The organism is Amycolatopsis xylanica (assembly GCF_900107045.1).
In the GTDB taxonomy this organism is placed as follows: Bacteria; Actinomycetota; Actinomycetes; order Mycobacteriales; family Pseudonocardiaceae; genus Amycolatopsis; species Amycolatopsis xylanica.
Map to the genome: position 1 here is coordinate 92,580 of NZ_FNON01000003.1, position 19,965 is coordinate 112,544.

Annotated in this window: 16 protein-coding genes; 6 read left to right on the forward strand and 10 right to left on the reverse strand. The window is 69.8% G+C overall.

Going from position 1 to position 19,965, the window contains the following annotated elements:
- Positions 1-329: 329 nt before the first annotated feature.
- The gene (locus BLV57_RS14215; protein ID WP_091289224.1) at positions 330-740 is read right to left on the reverse strand and encodes a MarR family winged helix-turn-helix transcriptional regulator; all 411 of its coding nucleotides are present in this window, start codon (positions 738-740) and stop codon (positions 330-332) included.
- A gap of 74 nt (positions 741-814) precedes the next feature.
- Here BLV57_RS14215 and BLV57_RS14220 point away from each other — a divergent pair, with 74 nt between their 5' ends.
- Entirely contained in the window at positions 815-1,534 is a 720-nt protein-coding gene (locus BLV57_RS14220; protein WP_091289225.1) for an alpha/beta fold hydrolase, read from the forward strand.
- Here the strand turns inward: BLV57_RS14220 and BLV57_RS14225 are convergent.
- The 6 genes from BLV57_RS14225 to BLV57_RS14250 are packed head-to-tail and all read right to left on the reverse strand — an operon-like array spanning position 1,527 to position 10,369.
- Complete coding sequence (locus tag BLV57_RS14225) at positions 1,527-6,464, reverse strand: RHS repeat-associated core domain-containing protein (RefSeq protein ID WP_091289226.1); 4,938 nt, start codon at positions 6,462-6,464, stop codon at positions 1,527-1,529. The genes BLV57_RS14220 and BLV57_RS14225 overlap by 8 nt on opposite strands.
- A gap of 22 nt (positions 6,465-6,486) precedes the next feature.
- Positions 6,487-7,011, reverse strand: coding sequence for a YbaB/EbfC family nucleoid-associated protein (locus tag BLV57_RS14230; protein ID WP_091289227.1), 525 nt, complete (start codon positions 7,009-7,011; stop codon positions 6,487-6,489).
- Between the two features lie 9 nt (positions 7,012-7,020).
- A complete protein-coding gene (locus tag BLV57_RS14235; protein ID WP_091289228.1) occupies positions 7,021-7,350 on the reverse strand; it encodes a type VII secretion target in 330 nt (109 codons plus the stop codon).
- Positions 7,351-7,354: 4 nt separating this feature from the next.
- Entirely contained in the window at positions 7,355-9,148 is a 1,794-nt protein-coding gene (locus tag BLV57_RS14240) for a hypothetical protein (RefSeq protein ID WP_091289229.1), read from the reverse strand.
- 14 nt (positions 9,149-9,162) lie between these two features.
- On the reverse strand, positions 9,163-9,555 hold the full coding sequence (locus tag BLV57_RS14245) for a hypothetical protein (RefSeq protein ID WP_091289230.1): 393 nt from the start codon (positions 9,553-9,555) through the stop codon (positions 9,163-9,165).
- A 13-nt stretch (positions 9,556-9,568) separates the two neighbouring features.
- The gene (locus BLV57_RS14250; RefSeq protein ID WP_245757319.1) at positions 9,569-10,369 is read right to left on the reverse strand and encodes an ESX secretion-associated protein EspG; all 801 of its coding nucleotides are present in this window, start codon (positions 10,367-10,369) and stop codon (positions 9,569-9,571) included.
- A 373-nt stretch (positions 10,370-10,742) separates the two neighbouring features.
- Between BLV57_RS14250 and BLV57_RS14255 the strand changes: the two genes are divergently transcribed.
- Positions 10,743-11,321 carry a carboxymuconolactone decarboxylase family protein gene (locus BLV57_RS14255; RefSeq protein ID WP_091290333.1) on the forward strand — a complete coding sequence of 193 codons (579 nt, stop codon included), beginning with the start codon at positions 10,743-10,745 and terminating at the stop codon, positions 11,319-11,321.
- Between the two features lie 226 nt (positions 11,322-11,547).
- Here BLV57_RS14255 and BLV57_RS14260 read toward each other — a convergent pair whose 3' ends face one another.
- The 3 genes from BLV57_RS14260 to BLV57_RS14270 are packed head-to-tail and all read right to left on the reverse strand — an operon-like array spanning position 11,548 to position 14,710.
- Complete coding sequence (locus BLV57_RS14260) at positions 11,548-12,300, reverse strand: SDR family NAD(P)-dependent oxidoreductase (protein WP_091289232.1); 753 nt, start codon at positions 12,298-12,300, stop codon at positions 11,548-11,550.
- Positions 12,294-13,502, reverse strand: a complete 1,209-nt coding sequence (locus BLV57_RS14265) for a cytochrome P450 (RefSeq protein WP_091289233.1) — start codon at positions 13,500-13,502, stop codon at positions 12,294-12,296. The genes BLV57_RS14260 and BLV57_RS14265 overlap by 7 nt, the downstream gene beginning before the upstream one ends.
- Before the next feature lie 2 nt (positions 13,503-13,504).
- Entirely contained in the window at positions 13,505-14,710 is a 1,206-nt protein-coding gene (locus tag BLV57_RS14270) for a cytochrome P450 (RefSeq protein ID WP_091289234.1), read from the reverse strand.
- Between the two features lie 307 nt (positions 14,711-15,017).
- Here BLV57_RS14270 and BLV57_RS14275 point away from each other — a divergent pair, with 307 nt between their 5' ends.
- Genes BLV57_RS14275 through BLV57_RS14290 form a run of 4 tightly spaced genes read left to right on the forward strand, consistent with a single transcriptional unit; the run spans position 15,018 to position 19,901 of the window.
- The gene (locus BLV57_RS14275; protein ID WP_091289235.1) at positions 15,018-16,079 is read left to right on the forward strand and encodes a polyprenyl synthetase family protein; all 1,062 of its coding nucleotides are present in this window, start codon (positions 15,018-15,020) and stop codon (positions 16,077-16,079) included.
- Positions 16,080-17,033, forward strand: a complete 954-nt coding sequence (locus BLV57_RS14280) for a UbiA family prenyltransferase (RefSeq protein WP_091289236.1) — start codon at positions 16,080-16,082, stop codon at positions 17,031-17,033. It begins immediately after the preceding gene.
- Positions 17,030-18,670: a prenyltransferase/squalene oxidase repeat-containing protein gene (locus BLV57_RS14285; RefSeq protein ID WP_091289237.1), complete on the forward strand. Its 1,641-nt coding sequence runs from the start codon at positions 17,030-17,032 to the stop codon at positions 18,668-18,670. The genes BLV57_RS14280 and BLV57_RS14285 overlap by 4 nt, the downstream gene beginning before the upstream one ends.
- On the forward strand, positions 18,663-19,901 hold the full coding sequence (locus BLV57_RS14290) for an FAD-dependent oxidoreductase (RefSeq protein ID WP_091289238.1): 1,239 nt from the start codon (positions 18,663-18,665) through the stop codon (positions 19,899-19,901). The genes BLV57_RS14285 and BLV57_RS14290 overlap by 8 nt, the downstream gene beginning before the upstream one ends.
- The last annotated feature ends 64 nt before the right edge of the window (positions 19,902-19,965 follow it).

The following is a 19,965-nucleotide window of genomic DNA, read 5'->3' on the forward strand; positions in this document are numbered from 1 at the left end:
GCCGAGTTCGATGGGGTCCCAGGCCTTGGGCGCCCCCGCACTGGGAACTCGGGTCGTGCGCGTTGCGGGCGGTTAGAACCGCCCGCAACGCTCACGACCCACCTCACGCAGGCCCCTTACGCGAGCCCGATTTGGTGAGGGCCTCCCTCACCCAAGCAGCTGGGTGAGAGAGGCCCTGACCCGCATATCTGGGTGAGGGAGGCCCTCACCAACCCGAACCGGGCGAGGGAGGCCCTCGCCCAGCAGCAGCCGCGTTCCTGGCCACCCTGGGGTCGTGAGTGTTTTGGCCGGTTAGAACCGGCCGGAACACTCACGACCCCAGGGCAAGCTCAAGAGTCGAGCAGGCGCAGGAGGAGGGCGTCGAACTCGGCCAGTTCCTGCTTGCTCAAGGCGCTGAAGGACTGCGCGAGCACGCGGTCCACGATCACGCTCCCGGCCTCGCGTAGTTCCCGGCCGCGGTCGGTGAGCCGGTGCCGCAAGGCCCGTCCAGGGCCGGGCACGCGTTCGAGCAGCCCGCGCTCGATCATCCGGCCGGCGAGCGCGCCGAAGGACTGGTCGGTCTGGAACGTCAGCTGCGCGAGGTCGTGCAGTGAGGCCTCGGGGTTCTGGTCGACGTGCCGGAGCGCGTCCCATTGGACCAGGCTGATGTCCAATGCGGCCAGTTCGGCGTTGACCGTGCGGTGGTGGCGGGCCTGGAGTCGCTTCACCGACAGCCCGATGTCCTGCAGTCTCCTCGTCACGGTCCACAGCGTATCAGCTTGCTTATATCAGCATGCTTATATAAGCTCCCTTACATCAACCAAGGGAGAAACGCATGAACCTCACCATCGACGAACAAGGCGACGGGAAGCCCACGCTGCTGCTGCACGGCGGTGCGGGGCCGCAGTCGGTGGCCGGGTTCGCCCGGCTACTCGCCGGACGGGCCCGGGTCATCACGCCGACGCATCCCGGGTTCGGTGGCACCGAGCGGCCGGACTGGCTGACCACGGTCGCCGGGCTCGCCGACGTCTACGCGCGGCTGCTGGACGAACGAGACCTGCGGGAGGTCGCCGTGATCGGCAACTCGATCGGGGGCTGGATCGCGGCCGAACTCGCGTTGCGGTCGCCGCGGGTCGGGAACCTCGTGCTGGTCAACGCCGTCGGGATCGTCGTCGACGGGGAACCGATCGCGGACGTGTCGCAGCTGTCCATGGACGAGCTGGCCAAGCTGAGCTACCACGACCCGGAGAAGTTCCGGGTCGATCCGGAAAGCCTTTCGCCCGAACAGAAACTGGGCATGGCGGCGAACCGGGCCGCGCTCGCGGTGTACGGGAACGGCACGGCCATGACGGACCCGACGCTGAAAGAACGGCTCGCCGGGATCACCCAGCCGACGCTGGTCGTCTGGGGTGAGAGCGACGGGATCGTCACGCCCGGCTATGGGCGTGCGCTGGCCGCGGCCATCCCCGGTGCGCGTTTCCAGCTGCTCACCGGGGCGGGCCACGTGCCGCAGATCGAAGCTCCCGAACGGCTTCTCGAAGCGATCGCTACGTGAGGCTCATCGGGGATCCCGGTGGGCTCGGGAGGTCGGTCATCTCGCCGGTCAGCGTGTCCATCTTCTGACCGTTGGGCGGGAACTCGTGCAGGTAGCCGGGCCCGTAGCGGAAGTCGAGGTACTTCTGGACGTCGGGGGTGACGCCCTCGTAGCCGGCCTTCAGCTCCAGGTGGTCGCGGATGGACCGCTCGAACTCGTTGGGCGAGTTGGGGAACTTGAGCCCGCCGGAGCCGGTGCTCGCGTCCACCGAGTAGTTCAGCTTCAGGTCCTTGAGGTCATTGCGGACCTTGTCGTACTGGGACGGGTCGATACCGGGGATCTGCGCCAGCTTGTTGTCGTTGGGCACCTCGGACTTGATCAGCCTGAGGTGGTCGTTGCTCTCCTTGACATAGCGTTCGAAGCCCTGAGACATGTTCTTGTTGGCGGTCTGGGTCAACGGCGTCATGTTGTCCTTGGTGCCGGGACCGTCGAGATTGTCGTTCTGCAGATGCCCCTTGACCCATTGGGCCGTACCGGTGGGCGGGTTGCTCGGCTTGTAGCCGTTGACCTTGTCGAGCGCGTTCTGCAGCTCGGGGCTGTAGTCCTTGTGTTTGGTCTTGAGCAGGTCTTCGACGTCGGTGAGGTGACCGGGCTTCGGCGACCAGTCGGCGTTGCGGCCGATCGGCGACCCATCGAGGGTCTGCTTGCCGGAGCTCGTCGCCCCGCCCTGCGACTCCCAGCGGCCGCTGTCCGGGTCCTTCGGGCCCTTGGGGACCTTCGGACCGGACGACGAGGTGCCGCCGGAGCCCTTCTTCGGGGCGGTCTGCGGGTACGGCTGGAAGTGGTTGCCGGAGTTCGAGGGCTTCTTCTTGCACTTGCCGGTGGCCGACTGGGCCGCGGCGACGGCGGTCGGGTTGGGCCCGGCCGCCGCGGCCGCTGCCGCCTGCGCCGCCTGCTTCGCGGCGTCGGCTTGCTGCTGCACGTACTTCGCGGCGAGCCGGGCGGAGCCGGAACCGCCGCCGCCCCAGGTGAGGCCCAGCGGGTCGCAGGCGAGCAGCGGGTCGGCGACGTAGGTGAGCGGGTTCGGCGCCGGGTCCAGCCCGAGCGGGTCCGCCGAGAGGTACCTGGCGTTGCGCGGGTCGTAGTACCGGAACACGTTGTAGTGCAGGCCGGTCTCGGCGTCGAAGTACTGGCCGGGGAACCGGAGCGGGGTCACCGCGCCGTCACCGGTCAGCCCCCACAGGCTGGTGCGCACCGGGCTGACCGCGCCGGCGTCCGCGGCGATCAGCTCGACCGGCGTGCCGACGTCGTCGGTGACCACCACGGAAACCCGGGCGGTGCCGTCCGGCGAGGTGACCACCTGCGCGACCGGCTTGCCGTCGTCGGGGTGGTACACCCAGGTGAACGTGTGGCCCGCGGAGTGCGACGCCTCGATCAGCGTGTTGCCGTCCCAGGCGAAGTCGACCTGTTCGGCGATCCCGCCCGCCGCGTCCAGCCGCTGCTTGGCGACACGGCGGTCGAGCGCGTCGTAGCGATAGCGCCACTGCGCGCCATCGGGGGTGCGCACGCCGGTGAGGTGATCCTGCGCGTCCCAGCCGAACGTCCACACCAGATCGCCGACGGTCCGCTGGACCAGCCTGCCCTGCGCGTCGGTCACGTAGTGCGCCAGTCCCGGCGAGGCCGCGATCAGGTTGCCGGTGACGTCGTAGGCGTAGCGCTCGGTGCCGCCGTGCGTGTGCACCGCGGTGATCCGGCCGACCGGGTCGAACTCGTACCTGGCGCCACCGCCCGGGTCCTCACGGCTCATGACGCTGCCGTCGGGACGGCGGTGATAACGCCGCGGCCCGGCGGGCGTGCGCTGCGCGGCAAGCCTGCCCGCGGCGTCGAATTCCTGCTGTACCAACGGGTTCGCGCCGACCGTGACCGCGACCTGACGGCCCGCGGCATCGCGGTGCAAGGTGAGCTCGGTGCCCGCGACCGTCAGGGTGTCGACGTCGCCGGTCCGTCCCCAGTGGACGTCCACACCGGACGGTGAGCGGCGGTCCGTGTCGGTGTCGCCCGTGTAGCCGAACGTCGTGGTGCGGCCGGAAATGGTGCTGCGCACCACGCGGCCGTCGAGGTCGTGCTCCAGCGCGAGTTCCGTGTCGGGGCTCGTCGCGCGCACGAGCTTGCCGACCGGATCGTGCTGGTACGTCTCGGCTCCCGCCGCGCTGATCCGCTCACGGATGTTGCCCAGCTGGTCATAGCTGAACTCGACCCGCTCGCCCGCCGCGTTGATCAGGTGGACCAGCTGCCCGGCCGCGTCGTAGGCGCAGCGGGTGATCCGGCCGTCGAAATCGGACTGGCTGAGCAGCCTGCCCTCGGCGTCGTAGCCGAATTCCCAGGTCCGCCCGGCCGGGTTGGTCACGGCGAGCAGCCGCAACTCGGTGTCGAAGCGCCGCGTGGTGCGGGCGCCGACGGGGTCGGTCGTCGCGGTGAGCACGCCGAACGGGCCGTGCTCGGCGACCGCGACCCGGTTCAGCGCGTCGGTGTGCGAGACCTCGCCGCCCTCACCGTCGTAGGTCCACTGCTGACGAGCGCCGTCCGCGCCGACCGTGGTGCGCAGCTTGCCTTCCACGGTCCAGGCCAGCGTGACCTGACCGCTGGGCTTGCGCAGGACACGCGGCCGTCCGAAGAGGTCGACGTCCACATCGGCGGACTCGCCGTCCGGCGCGGGCACCTCGTCGATGTCCTGGAACACACCGAGCGGCTGGGTGTACGGATCGAAGGAACCCGGGTAGGACCGCGTGTAGACGCGTTCGCCGTCGGTCACCTCGATCTCGAGCCCGGCCTCCGTCCACGCGGTGATCACCACCCGGCTGCCGTCCGGGCGGATCACCGCGACCAGGGTCCCGGCCGCGTCGTGCTCGAACTCCGTGCGCCTGCCCAGCTGGTCGGTGCGGGCCAGCAAGAGATCGTGCGGGCCCCACTCGCTGCGGGTGACGCCGCCGAGCTTGTCCGTTTCGGACACCACGTTGCCCGCGGCGTCGAACTCGAAGATCTTCTGGTGGCCCAGCGAGTCCGTGGTCACGGTGCGGCCGTCGGCGTAGCTCAGCGAGCCGTCGAGGTAACCGCCGTCGCCGACGGTGCGCACGCAGCGCCCGGACTCGTCGTAGACATAGCGGTACCAGGTGCCGTTGTGGTCGGTCCAGCCGCGGACCCGGCCCTCGGCGTCGTGGTCGTAGCGCGCGGGCCGCGGCGTCGAGTTGGCGCGCAGGGACAGATGCCCGTTCTGGTCGTACTCGTAGCGGGCGACCGGCACATCGCCACCCGGAGCCAGCGCGCGGACGCTCCGCACCCGCCCGGCGGCTGTCTCGAAGGCGATCCGGGCGCCACCGGAGTGCGAAAGCACGGTCGGGGCGCCATCGGGGGCGCGGTCGAGGATGACCAACTCGTCGTTGTCGGCGTGGACCTCGCGCAGCAGGAACTCGTCCTGGCCCGCACGGGTGAACCGGCGGAGCAGACCACGTCCCGGGTCGGTGATCAGGTAACCGTCGCCGTCCGCCTCCAGCGTGCGCGGCGGGCCGTACACAGCCGTGGACGCCTTGCCCGGCAACGGAATCGGGAACGTCAGCACCATCGCGTCGGCCGAGTAGTAGCGCACCACTCCGGCGTCGAAGATCAGCCGTTCGTCCACAAGGGACGTCCACGAAGGACCGAACCAGCGGCCGTCCCGGTAGGACGAGACGTGCTCACGGGCGATCAGCCCGCCCAGCACGCCGGGCACCACCAGGTCGACCTCGGACAGCAGCACGTCGCCGGTCGCGACGTCGATCGGGTCGAACTCGCAGGGCTTGTTGTCCGGGTCCTTGGTCTTGGCCGGATCGTTCTTGCCGCCCGACGGCGTGGTCGACTCGTTGCCGCCGCGGTTCAGCGGCGGCGGATCGGGCTGCTTGACCGGCGGAGGCGGCGGTGGCGGCGGATCGCTCTTGGTGGCCGGCGGCGGAGGCGGCGGGTCGTTCTTGACCGGGGGCGGCGGTGGCGGATCCTTCGGCGCGCCCGACGGGCTGGTGGACTCGCCGCCGCCCCTGGTGGTGTTCGGCGGCGGATCCTTGGGAGCGCTTTGGGGACCGGTCGATCCGTCACCGCCCCTGGGCGGCGGCGGTTGCTTCGGCGGCGGCGGGAGATCACCCGGCTTGCCGGACGGGCCCGGCTTGCCGCCCTTGATCCCCTTGAGCTGCTTGGCGACATCGTCGAACAGGCCGGTCGCCTTCTTCAGCAGCGGCGCGAGCGCCTTGAGCGCGTGCACCAGCCGCTTGGTCAGGTTCGCGATCTTCGCGGCGGTCTTCGCCACCTCGGTGACCACCTGCGGCACCACCCAGGCCAGCCCGATGCCGAGGGTGAACAGCACCTGCAGCGCCCAGCTGATCATGTGCCCGACGACCTCGGCGATGATGTCGCGCACCAGCATCCGGACCGCGGCGACCACCTCGCCCGCCGTCTTCACGCCGCTGGAAGCGCCCTCGGCCGCCTCCTTGGTGGTCTTCAGCAACGCCTCGACGTCGGCGGCCTGCTTGCGGTAGGCGTCGGCCGCCTCGCCTTTCCAGGCCGTGGTGTCGGCGGCGACCATCGCCTTGAGGTCGTCGCTGATGGAGCCGAGTTCGGTGGCGACGTTCTTCCAGGTCTCCGAATGCGCCTTGACCGCGTCGGGGCTGCCGGCAAGCGCGTCGAGCGCCTCCTTCAGCGGGCCGACGTGCTCCAGCAGCCAGCCGACGCCCGCCGCGAGGATCGTGCCGAACGGGTCGAGCACGGCGCCCAGCGCGTCGAGTGCCGCGCCGACCGCGCCGAGCGCGACACCCGCCCAGTCGCCGCTTTCGATGGCCTGCTTGAGATCGAACGCCGATTCGAGCAGCACGACGCCGGAGTACGCCTTCGTGCTGTCCGTCGGGGCGGCGACCAGTGGGTTGCTCACAGCTGCTTCATCCCTGCTTCGGTCACCACGGGTTGTTGTCGTCCTCGATCGGATCCGTCGTGCGGCGCGGCGGCGGACCGGCCGCCGGGCCCGCCGACGGCAGGGCGGGCGGCGCGGACGGCGGTGCCGGTGGCGCGGACGGCGGGATCTCGGGTTCCTGCTCGGGGAACCGGCTGCGCAGGTTGTCCAGCATCAGCGCCCTGGTCTGCTGGTCCTCGTCACCGAGCTGCTCGGTCATCACCTCGGCGACCCGGTTCGCGATGTCGCCCTGCGCGCGGCGCATGGTGGTGAGGATCTGCCGCGACAGCTCTTCGAGCGCGTACGACTTCGCCTTGTGGGTGAACTGCAGGTCACGCACCGCGCCGTCGGCGCCGACCGTCACCCGCACCGCGCCGTCGGAATTGACCGCGGTGAGCCGGATCTGCTCGGTGCGCTCCTGCGCCGCGCGGTACCGCTCGGCCTTGTCCGCGAAGCCCTGCGCCCACTCGTCCATCTTGCGCTGCGCCTCGTCCGGGTCGCGCATGAACTCGCCAAGACCGTTCGTCATGGGTTTTCCTTATCGCCGCTTGATGATCGGGGAGGCGTCGGCCAAGAACTTCGTGAAGGGGGCCGACTGGGTGTCGTCGCCGTCGCCGTACGCCTTCGCGGCGGCGCGGATGTTGTCCCCGATGGTGTGCACGCCCTCGACCGACGCGGAGAGCGCCTCGTGTGCCTTGTCCTCCATCGGGTTCACGATCAGCGGCATGAACGCGCAGAGCAGGCCGAACGCGCCGTCGTCCATCGACGCGGTGGTGGCCGCCGAGACGACCGTCTTCAGCCGGTCACTCAGCCCGTCGAGATGGCTGGCATGCGCGACGAGGTCGTCAGCGACTACTTCGAACCCCATGGGGTCACCGCCAATCCGTGTTGTTCCAGTCGCCGATGACCGGCGGTGCCACGATCTCTTCCGACGAGAACAGCTCCTTGTCGCCCTCGATGTACTCGGCGACGCCGTGTTCCTTGTCCTCTTCGCCCTTCTTGCCCGCGCCGGCGCCGCCCATGCCGCCCGCGCCCGCTGGCATCGGCCGGTTGGCCTGGGGCCCGGCGCCGCGTGCGGCCGACTCGGCTTCGAAGCCGCGGCCGACCGGTCCGGCCGCCGTGCCTTTTCCGCCGGTCAGCGCGGATTCGCCGGCCGCCGATCCGCCTGGCCCGAAGCTGCCCATCGAGCCGCCGCGCGTCGAACCGCCGCCACCGCCGAGCTTCGGCGCGCCGCCCCGGCTGCCGCCGGTCTCGTCCGGGCCGCCGCCGAGCCTGCTGGCGATGCTGTCGCCGTTGATCCCGCCGGTCCGCCCGATGGTCGGGATCTTGCGGGGATCCACCGGCGGTGCGCCGACCGGCCCGCCGGTGTTGGTGGGCCGCGTGCCGGTCGGGCCGGTGCCGGTGGGGATAGGCGGCGGCATGGGGTTGACCGGATAGGGCGTGTTGCGCGGTGTGCTGTGCTCCGGGATCGGCGGCATGCCACCGGGAGTCGGGCCACCGCTCAGTGGCGGCGGGTCCGGAGTGAAGCCCGTGGTCCGGGTCCGCTCGTCGAGCGGGGGTGCGTCGCCGCTGACGGGGAACGCGGTATGGCTCGGGATGTTGGACCCGGTGTCCCCGAGTGGAGGCGCGCTCGGCGGGACCTGCTGCGCGGGCTGGCCGTCCTTCGACCCGGTCTGGAACGGCTCGAGCGGCGCGGTGCGCGATGCGGGGAAGGAGTCGGCGGTCACGTCCGTCGGGTCCCGCCGATCCCGCAGCTGCTGTGCGGGCTGGGTGGCGCCGCCGCCCGCGCTGGAACCGGAGCCGGAGCCGGGCAGCTTGGGCGGTGGCGGGAACGCGGGCGTGATGGTGGCGGAGCCGACCGTCTCGTCGAACTGCGTCATGATGCGCGCCGCCTGCTCGCGCCCGGCCTGTTGTGCCTGGTAGACCTTCAAATCCTCGTTCGAGCGCAGTGCGTACTCGACGGGATCGGTGATCTGCACGAGCCGCGCGTTCGCCTCCTGCGGCGAGAACGCGACCGGCGGGTTGGCGGCCATCCGCTTCTGCGTCTCGTTGAGCGTCTGCGAGTGGATCTGCTGCTGCCTGCCGGTCAGCGCCGCGCCCTGCGAGGTGACGCCCAGCCATTTGCCGACACCGGCCAGATGTTCGCGCACCGCGTCACCACCCGCGCCGCGCCAGTCGGCCGTGCTGTCGGCGATCGCGTCGGCGAGCACGCGCTGATGGTGGGCGAGCTCGTTGCCGACGCGGACCCATTCCTCGGAGGACTCGGCGATGGTGGCCGAGTCCGCGCTGGTGAAGATCGCGTCGTTCATCTGCTCGTGGGAAGCGTTTTCCCAGGCCGTGCGCGGGATCGTGGCGGCGGGGCGCAGCTCCAGCCCGGCGTCGAGGCCGCGGCGGGCCTCCTCGAGCCGCTGCTCGTAGAGCCGCTGGATCCGGGCGTCGCGGACCGCGGGGTCGATGACCTGGTGCGTCCAGTGCTCTTCGTCGGCGATCTGCCTGTCGACGTCGGCGGTCGCCTGCTCGCGGATCTCGCCGCCGGACTCGACGCCGTCGGCGAGCGGGCCGACGTAGTACTTCGACGAGGAATCGGCCGTCACGTCGTAGTACGGGCTGTTCGGGTCGTACTCGGGCGAAGCCGGGTCGGACACCGCGGCCGTCCGGTCGTCCACGTGGTGCTCTCCGCTCACTCTGTCCGCCCCGTGCGCTTGATGAGGTCGTGGGTTTCCTGCTCACGCTGCTTGTAGTTGCGCTTGGCGATCCGGATCGCCTCGACGTACGCGGGGAATTCGGCCTTCGCGTGCTGAAGCTGCGTGAGCAGGCCGCGCTCGTCGACCGCGGTGCCGACCATGTGCGAGGACACCCATTGCGCGGTGGCCGTGGTGCTCAGCCTCGGCGTGTCCTGCAGCCGCTGGATGGCGGCCCAGCGGGCGGTGAGCGTGTCGATGACGCCTTCGAGCGCTTCGATCATGCGGTTCCCGGTGTTCTCGTCCACCGCGAAGCTGCCGCTGGCGGCCATCTTCCGCAGCCTGACGCCACTGAACATCATCGGCCTCAGCTCGGCTTTTTCTTCGCTCATCGGCTGCTCCCTTTCAGTAGACGCCGGCGATGCGCCGCCGGATCGCGGCGACGAGATCGGCGAAGCCCGCCGGGCTGTAGTGCGCGATGAACGTCCCGGCGTCTTCCTCGACGTCGATGAGGAAACGGCCGTGTTCGGTGTCGAGCCAGGTCAACGGAGAAGCCGCGCCCCGCGCGCCGGTCACCACGATGCGGCCGCCGCCGAGCCGCGCGCCCGCCATGAGTTCGGTCAGCGTTTCCTCGTCCGAGCGAGGGGCGCGGGGTTCGCCGACACCCGAGCGGACGGCGCCGGTGAAGCGCACCGAGCCGAAGGCCTCGTCTTCGTCCTCTTCGAGTTCGCGAGCGGCCCGGCGCCGGGCGGTCATCGCGGAAACACGCTGCTCGGCCTGGCGGCGCACGGTGTACGAGCCGGTCGCCGCGGCGGGCATCCTTGGCAGCACCCCGGCGATCACCTCGGCGAATTGCTCGTCGGTGAACAGCGCGAAGTCCAGCGTGTCCCCGTGCGCGGCCTGCGTGACCCCGAGCGCGCGGGCGCCATCGGTGAACGCGAGTACCGCGATGTCGTCGCCGAGACCGTCGATGCCGCTGACCGAAACCGAGACGTGCGGACGGCTCCACAGCTCGAACGCGGTGATCACGGCCGGATCGAGCTTGCCGCCCGCGGCGAGCCCGTCAGCCGTGAGAACCTCGTCCACCTGCCGCGCGAGCCTGGCGAAACGCTCGGGCTCCGCGGTGGTATTACGAATTCTCAAGGGAAAGCTTCGGACGTCAACGCCGAATGCCCTGCCGACCACGGTCGCTTCGACGGTGCCCATGCAAAAGTCGAGTTTGCGCGCCATTCCTCTTCCTCAAAGACCTCCACCCGACGGCCAGCATACACACGAGCGGAACCACTCCCCCGGTTGCCGAATAGCGGAACCACGAACGTATGGGCATTAACACAAGCCTTGACAAAAGGGTCACCCACCCCTAGGGCCACCCACTGACAACCAAGTCCGCGACCCCGTTTTCACGGAGCGAGAAACCTGGGCCCGGCACCCGCTGCCCGTTCGCACGCGGGCGATGTCCGTTCGCGCACAGCTGCCCTCGGGCACGGGCACTGCGGGATAAAGCCTGCTATATCCCGGCCTCGAGCAGGACGAACAGCGCAAGCCGGGCGTGCGCGCGACGCCCCGATACCATCTGACCATGGATTCCTTCGCGCAGGGGCTGGCTCTCATCCAGCGATTGGGCGGCGCCGAGCGGCCCGCGGTGCTCGACCTTTTCGAAAGCCTCGGCGAGGCCGAATTCGGCGAAGCCTGCATTGGCTTCATTTACGGCGACGTTTATCACCGCCCCGGTCTCGAATTGCCGCAACGTCAGCTCGCCACAATAGGCGCATTGACCGCACTCGGATATGCCTCGGCGCAATTACAATTCCACGCACAGGCGGCACTGAATATCGGCTGCGGCCGACGGCAAATAGCCGAAGCTATCGAAATCGCCGATTCGATCGCGGGGACGGTCACCCCGACGGAATTCGCCGGAGCGGCGGACGGAGACGGCCTGACCACGAAGGAACGCGAGATCATGGCGATCGCGGCCTGCGTGGCGATTGGCACAATGATCCCACGTTTACGCGATCACCTCCGCGCCCTGCTCGCCGCGGGCGGCACCCGTAAGGAAGCCGTCGAGACCCTGCTCCATCTCGCTTTCTACACGGGCTTCCCCGCCGCGTTGAACGCGATGATCGCCGCCCGCGACGTTTTGACAGAAAAGGGGTCGTGACCGCCCCCCGCTTGTTGTACGCGAAGTCAATGGTGGCGCGCTCTGGTTTGTCAGGTATGCGGGACGGCGTGTCGTCCATCTGTGTACGCGTGTCGTCCATCTATGCACGATTGGCGTCCGTCTGTGTACGGGCGCCGTCCATTCACGTACCTACGCCCGGTACCTGGATGGACGACACGCGTGCACAGTTGGACGACACGCGTACATGGATGGACGACACGGCCGCTTAAGCGCGTTTGCGGGTTAGGCGTTGTCCGAGTGCGCGGACGATGGGGCGCGGCAGGAGGTCGAGGGCGAGGACGAAGGCTTTGTAGCGCCGGCCAGGAACCGAGAGGACCTTGCCGCGGCGCAGGTCGGCGAGCGCGTCGCGGACGACGCGTTCGGGGGTGAGCCAAAGGAAGCCCGGGCCCGGTCGGCGCACGCCCGCGCGCTCGTGGAACTCGGTGCGGGTGAAGCCAGGGCACAGCGCCATCACGAGGACGCCGTCCGCGCGGACCTCGGCCGCGACGCCTTCCGAGAACGAGGTCACCCAGTTCTTCCCGGCGGAATAGGTGGCCTCGTAGCCGGACAGGAAGCCCGCGACGCTCGACACGTTGATGATCGCGCCCTCGCCGCGGGCGACCATCCCGGCCACCGCGACCCGCGTCAGCCGGAGCACGGCGGTCACGTTCACGTCGAGCTGGCGCTGCACGAGGTCGAGCGGTGCCTCGTGGAAGCGGTCAGCGATGCCGAAACCGGCGTTGTTGACCAGGATCCCGGCCTGCGACGCGGCCAGCTCGGCCTCGACCAGCGCGCATCCGTCGGCGGTGGACAGGTCGGCAGGCAGCGCGCGAGCCGCAGGGCCCAGCTCCGCCGCGAAAGCCTTGAGACGCGCGCCATCGCGGGCGATCAGCACGACCTCGTGGCCCTCGGCCGCGAGCGCGCGGGCGAAGCAGGCGCCGATGCCGGAGGTGGCGCCCGTGACGAACGCGGTCACCATGTGACGGGGATGGTCTTCGCGCCGGAACCGAGCAGCCGGTACGTCCAGCTCACCTCCTCGGAGGCCACCGCGAGCGCCAGATCGGGGAAACGGTCCAGCAGCGCGGTGAAGCCGCAGGACATCTGCAGCCGCGCGAACGACGCGCCGATGCAGAACGACGGGCCGTGCCCGAAGGCGAGATGCCGGGTTGGGGTCTTGCGCCGGATGTCGAACGTGTGCGGCTCGTCGATCCACCGCTCGTCGTGCTGCGCCGAATCCCGTGCCACCAGCACGGTCGCGTTGCACGGGATGACCTTTTCGCCGAGCTGGACCTCCTCGGTCGCGAACCGGGGCAGCGCGGTGTAGACCGGCGTCGAGCGCAGGATCTCTTCGATCGCACCGGGCAGCAGCGAGCGGTCGGCGCGCAGCTCGGCGAGCTGATCGGGGTGGTTGAGCAGGAGGAACATGCCCTGCCCGAGCTGGCGGGCGGTGTTCTCGTTGTTGCCGACGATCAACGCGATGATCGTCATGACCAGCTCGTCCTCGCTGAGCTTGCCGTCCTCGTCGTCGTGCACCGCGATGAGCCGGTCGATCAGATGCTCGCCCGGATGCGCACGCTTGTCCGCGATGAGCCCGAGCGAGTACTGCCACATGGCCATCCCGGCCTCGGCCCGCTCGGCGAGGTCGGCTTCGCGGCTGGTGGCGAGCGCGTCGACCCAGCCACGCACCTGCCGCTGCTCGAGCACCGGAATGCCGAGCAGCTCGCTGATCCCGCGCGCGGGCAGCTGGAAGGCGAAGGCCTGCAACAGATCCACCGGGCGCTCCCGCCCGGCCAGCTCCTCGGCGAGCTCGTGCGCGATCGCCTGGACCGACTCGCGCATGGTCTCCACCTGCTGCGGGGTGAACGCGCGGGTGAGCAGCTTGCGCCAGCGCAGATGCCAGGCGCGGTCGGCGATGTAGGGGTTGGTGAAGTTGCCGTCCGACCCCTCACGCAGCCGCGCGGCCTCCGGGCGCCCGATGTCGGAGCTGAACCGCCGGTCGCCGAGCACGGCCTGCGCGTCGGCGTACCGGGTGATCAGGTACGCCGTGTCGCCGCTGGGCAGGGTGACCTCGGGGACCGGATCGTGCTCGCGCAGCTCGCCATAGGTCCGCGCGAGTGCGCCGAGATCGTCGGCGTCGAACGGGAAGGGGCACTTCTTCTTCGTGGTGACCGGCTCGTCCATGGTCACCACTCCACCGGCAGCTCGACCGGGCCGCGCACCACGCCGGTCCGCCAGGTCAGTTCGGACTCCGGCACCGCGAGCCGCAGCTTCGGGAAGCGCCCGAGCAGTGCTTCGAGGCCCACCCGCAGTTCCATCCTGGCGAGCTGGGACCCGATGCAGTGGTGCGGGCCGTGCCCGAAACCGAGGTGGGCGCCTGCTTCCTTCCTGGTGAAGTCGGCGCGATCGGGGGCGGGGAAGACGGCCGGGTCGAAGTTGGCGCCCTGCACGTCGGTCACCACCGCCTCGCCGGCGCGGACCAGCGTCCCGCCGACTTCGACGTCCTCCTTGGCGACCCTGGCGAACATCGAACCGGCCACCCCGATCGGCACGAACCGGATGAGTTCCTCGACCGCGTTGGGGATGAGCTCCGGTGATTCAACAAGCTCATTGAGCAGTCGCGGCTCGGTAAGCAACAGGTAACTGGCATTGACCAGCTGACTGGAAACGGTTTCCACGCCCGCTGTCAACAACGTGGTCCCCAGTTTGACCAGCTCGATCTCGCTGAGCCGTTCTTCTTCGTCCTTCGCCTGCACCATCGCGCTCAGCAAATCGTCGGCTGGCTCTTTCCGGCGCTGCGCGACGAGTGAGGCGAGATATTTGCCCAAGCGCATCCGCGCTTCCATCGCCTGCTCGGCGGGCAGGTCCGCGGCGGTGGACAACAAGGAGACCGACCAGCCCCAGAAGTCCGCCTGGTCCGCCTTCGGGACACCCAGCAGTTCGCACAGCACGGTGATCGGCAACGGCTCGGCGAAAGCGCTCACCAGATCGACCGGCGCGCCCCGGGTTTCCATCTCGTCGAGCAGCCTGCCCGCGACGGACTCGGCGTCCGCCTGCAAGGTCCTGATCCGGCGCTCGGTGAACGCGTGCATCACTACCCGGCGCAGGCGGGTGTGCTCCGGGGCGTCCATGGTCGACATCGACACCGAGGTGTTCGACCTGGCGTAGACGCGGGGTTCGTCGTCACCGATCGCCATCGCCCGGCTGAACCTGTTGTCCCCCAGCACCGCGCGGACATCGGCGTAACGCGTGACGAGCCAAGCCGGTCGCCCGTATGGCATTTGCACCCGGACCAGGCCGGATTCCTCGCGGCAGCCACGCAATCCGGGGTCCGGCTCTAGCCGCTCAGCCGGGGTGAACGGGTAGGTCCTCGGTGCTTCGACGCCTGTCATGCACAACCTCGTTTCTCCAGCGATTTCGATCACCGAGTAGGCGGAGTCAATTCAATTAGGGGCTGCTAGGGGTTTTCGGTAATTAGGGGTCCGTAGGGGCCGTCGTCATTGCCGCGCAACGGCAGCGTACGTTAATTGCCGAACATGAGTTGACATACCCGCGCGGACTTTTCGGGCAAAGATCCCGAGATCGGCGCACCGTCTTAGAAGGTTGATAAGCCAAACTCACGAACTTCCGCCGAATAGGCTGAATGCATCAACGTCGATTCAACGCCGCTTCTGATGAATACGACACGAAACCTCGATTATGGAGAGGCTGGACGACACGGTGATCAGCGCGCTCACAGTCAATTCCCCGCACGTCCCATCATCCGCGAAGGCCGCCGCGGCGGACCACATAACCGAACTGGTCCGCCCCATCCAGGACGAGCTGGAGGACCGCTGGCTGGAGGAGACCGATCGGCTGGACGCCATTTGCCGGTACGCGCTGCTCCCCGCCGGCAAGCTGTTCCGCCCAGCGCTGCTGGTCGAGTCCGCGCTGGCCGTCGGCGGCGTGCTGGAGCAGGTGCTGCCCGCCGCGATCGGCACCGAGTACGGCCACACCGCCAGCCTGGTGCACGACGACATCATCGACGGCGATTCGATGCGCCGCGGGCGCCCGTCGACGTACCACAAGTTCGGTACGGACAACGCGATCGTCGCCGCCGACGCCCTGATCTTCCATCTCTTCCGCTGCCTGGCCGAATGCCGCGACAAGGGTGTCCCGGCCGAGCGCGTGGTCACCGCGCTGGAGATCGCTTCGGCGTCGGGCATCGCGCTGTGCAAGGGCCAGAGCCTCGAAGCCGAGATCACCGAGAACTCGATCCGCGACGTGGCCACCTACCTGCGCATGATCGACGGGAAGACCGCCGCGTTGTTCCGCAGCTCCTGCCAGTGCGGCTCGGTGCTCGGCGGTGGCTCGGACGAGCAGGTGGACGCGCTGGGGCGCTACGGCACGCATCTCGGGCTCGCGTTCCAGATCATCGACGACCTGTTCGCGTTCACCGGCGACAGCGAGACGATCGGCAAGCAGACCACCAGCGACATCCGCAACCGCAGGCTCACCCTGCCGATCCTGCTGGCCTACCAAAGCGGCGACGCTCAAGACGTGCGTGAGCTGGACATGGTGTTCGAGGGCGGCTTGGTCCCCGAGAAGGCGCTTGCGATGGTCAGCGACGTACTGGTGAGCACCGGCGCGCTCACGGCGGCACGCAAGATGGCCTGGGAGCACGCGACCTCCGCGCAGGACGCGCTGACCACGTTGCCCGCCACGGCCCACCGTGAGCGGCTGCACTGGTTCGCGGCGCACGCGGTCGAGCGGGTGTCCTGAGTGGACAGACTCAAGGCGCACTTCGAAACCTGGCGGCCGTACACGACCACCTACGTCGGCCTCGTCGGCTTGGCGGGCGCGACGCTCGCCAGCCCCGATCCGTCCGGCTGGCGCCTGCTGGGCGCGTGGGCGGTCCCGACGCTCGGCTGGCTCGCCGGGCTCTACGGCGGTGACTATTTCGACCGCGAACTCGACGCCATCGCGAAGCCGCATCGCCCGATCCCGTCCGGGCGGATGACCGCCCGCGGCGCACTGGTCGCGATGGCGCTGTGTGTCTCGATCGGCGCGGCGGCGGCGCTGGCGCTGAACTGGCGGACGGTGTTCCTGGTGGTGGCCGCGCTGGTCGCCGGGGTCTCGTACAGCACGTTCTTCAAGGCACGCGGGCTGTCCGGCAACCTGGTCCGCGGCGGGCTGACGGCTTTCGCGTTCCTGTTCGGCACCATGATGACCGCGACGTACCCGCCGGTGGGACTGCTCGGGATCGCGGGGTTGTTCTGGCTGCACGACGCCGGGACGAACCTGGTCGGCGCCTTGCGCGACCTGGACGGCGATGCCGAGGGTGGCTATCAGACGCTGCCGGTGCGCCGTGGTGTCTCGGTCGCGCTGGCCTGCGCCACGGGTCTGTACGCGCTGTGGCTGCTGATCGCGCTCACACTCCCCCTGAGTCCCGGCTACGTGGTGTTGCTCGGCATCGCCGCCGTGCTGGGCGCGTCCGCGCTCGTCGTCGTGCTGCGCGCGCCACGGCCGTTGCCGCGCAAACCCGCGCTTCGGGCGCACGAAATCCTGGTGCTGGAACGGATCGTGCTCGCCTGCGCGCTCCTGTGTTCAGGCGCGGGGCCGGGGTTCGCCGTGCCGCTGGCCGTCGTCGCGGTGTCGGTGACCTGGCTGGCGCAGCACTACATGAGGCATCGCTACGAGTTCGCACCGACGTTGGGGATGGTGGCCGGGCCATGACGGAACTCGCACTCGACACCAGCCTCGCCCGCGCGGTGGACGCGCTGTTCGCGCTCCGGCGCGAGGACGGGTCGTGGCAGGACACGCTGCCGTCGGCCGCCGTCTCGACCGCGTCCGCCATGGTGGCGCTGCATTTCGCGGACCCGGACCGGTCCGCGGGCTTGATCTCGGCCGGCGCGCGGTGGCTGCGGGAGACCCAGAACCCCGACGGCGGCTGGGGTGACGCGGCAGGCGCACCGTCCACATTGAACGTGACCCCCTACGCGGTGGGCGCGCTGCAATTCCTTGCGCCCGAGGCGTCCGCCGAAAACGTGCGACGCGGCCTGGAACGGATCGAGCGGTTCGGCGGCATGGCGGCCGTCGGAGACCGCCAGCAGTGCAAGCTTTTCGTGATGTGCGAACAGTTCCTGGCATGGGCCGGGTTGCACGACGAGAACAAGATCATGCGGCTGCCGATGCAGGTCATCCTGATGCCGCGCTGGCTGCGGCAGAAGGTCTCGTTCACGGTCCCGTTCATCCTGTCCTGGGGCCTGATGCAGGCGAACACTCGCCCGGCGGGGCGGATCCGGCGGGCGATCAACCGGCTCTGCGAACCCCGCATCCTGTCCTATTTGGACGATCTGCACGAGTTCGAAGGGCCCGGCGGCGGCTATCAGGAGTCCCCGTTCATGGTGGCGCTGGTGTGCATCGGGCTCGCCCGCGCCGATGTCCGGCCGGACATCGTGCGCCGGTGCGTCGACTACCTGCGCGCGACAGTCCGGCCCGACGGGGCGTGGCCGGTCAACCGGGATCTGGAGCTGTCCGCGACCACCTTCGTCACGCACGGCATGCAGGACGCGGGCGAAGGTGATCGCCTGGCGCCGACACTGGACTGGATCCGCCGTTGCCAGCGCGACGTCGCGTTCCCGGCGACCGGCTGCCCTCCCGGCGGCTGGGGCTGGTCGCTGCGCTGCGGCTGGCCGGACACCGACGACACGGCCGACGCGCTCATCGCGCTCGCGCGTGCCGGTCACGACCGCACCGACGGCCAGGTCCGGCGCGGGCTCGACTGGTTGCGCGCCATGCAGAACCGCAACGGCTCGTGGAGCTGTTTCACCACCGACAACCCCATCGACCTGGACGCGGCCTGCTCGGTGATGAGCGCGCACGCGGTGACGGCGTTGCGCGAGGCCGGCGGCCTGACCGTCACCGACGAGCCGATCGCCAAGGCATTGCGCTGGTTCGCCAGGACGCAGCGCCCGGACGGCGCGTTCACCTGCCCCTGGTACCGCGGCCTGACGGCGGGCACGGGCGCGGTGCTGGACGCGCTCGGCGGGCTCGGCCTGGCGGACAGCGCCGTCGCGCACCGCTGCTCGGAATGGCTGCTGGCCAACCAGAACGCCGACGGCGGCTGGGGTCCCGGCTCGACCGCGGAGGACACGGCGTGGGCGTTGATCGGCCTGCTCGGCGCGGGCGCACACGGTCATCCGGCGGTCTCGCGCGGTGTCGAGTGGCTGACCAGGAACCAGCGGCCGGACGGCTTGTGGGAGCCGGATCTGCTCGGCGTGTACTTCCTCGACCTCATGTATTCGTGCGACCTGCTCGCGACCGGTTACGCGGTCCAGGCACTCGCCAGGTTCGGAGCGGGCCATGAGTGACTTCGACGTGCTGATCTGCGGCGCGGGCGCGGGCGGTCTCACGCTGGCGCACTTCCTCGGCACCCAGGGCCGCAGGGTTCTGCTGGTGGACAAGCAGTCGCGCCCCCGCAACGTCCACAAAGGCGAGTTGCTCCAGCCCAGGACGGTCCAGATACTCGAAGCCGCGGGCTTGGTCGAGCCGCTCGCCGACCGGGGCGCTCGTATCGTGCGGCGGCTGACGTGCAGCACCGCGCGCGACGCCGAGCTGATCAATCTGGACTTCGGCCTGCTGGACGCGCCGTACGATTATGGGCTGCTGCACTTCTACAAGGACTTCCGCGAGGTGGTCGGCGCGCAGCTTCCGTCCACTGTGGAGTACTGGCAGGGCACCCGGGTCGAGGAACTCCGGCGTGCCGACGGCCGGGTCCGCGGGGCTCGGCTGCTGCGCGGCTCCTCGCGGATCGACATCGAGGCCGGCCTGACGGTGGCCTGCGACGGCCAGGTCTCGCGCCTGCGCGACGACGCGGGGATCGCGGTGCACCGGCGGCTGTACGACCACCAGCTCGTGGCCTTCGAACTCGAGGACGCGCCGGAACTCGGCCAGAACATGACCATGTACCTGACCCCGGACGGCCTGCGCGTGCTCTTCCAGATGCCCGGCGGGCGCGCGCGGCTGTACGCGCAGATCCCGTCGCAGAGCTTCCGCGGCGTGGGCAAGGCGGGTCTCGCGTCGTGGACTTCGGACCTGGTGCGCACTGTGCCCGCCCTGGAGAAGGTGGCCGGACCGTTGCAGGCCGCCGCCCCGGGGATCCAGGTGCTCTCGGCGGCCCGGTTCCACACGCCGGCGTGGCAGGTGCCGGGGCTGGTGCTGCTGGGCGACACCGCGCACGCCGTGCATCCCATGGTCGGCCAGGGCATGAACGCCGCGATCGGCGACGCGTGGTGCCTGGCAGCACAGTTATCCACAGTGGACGCCCTGACCCCGCTCGCGGTCGACGCGGTGGGCGCGCGCTACGAGGCCGAACGGCGTCCGGTGCTGGACTACGTGTCGCGCCTGAGCCATGTGCTCGCGCTGCTGTTCACGAGCACTTCACGCGGCGCGCGGCTCGTCCGGCCGCGGCTGCTCCGGGCGAACCGGGACAACGACGAGCTGCGGCGGCGCATCGTCTACAACATGGCGGGGTTCGGGTCGGACACCTTCACCGGCTGGGCCCTGCGCTCCGCCCTCGGCCTGACCCGCGCGAGGTCATGAGTGTTGCGGCCGGTTCTAACCGGCCTAAACACTCACGACCCCCGGCGTTGGGTGAGGGAGGCCC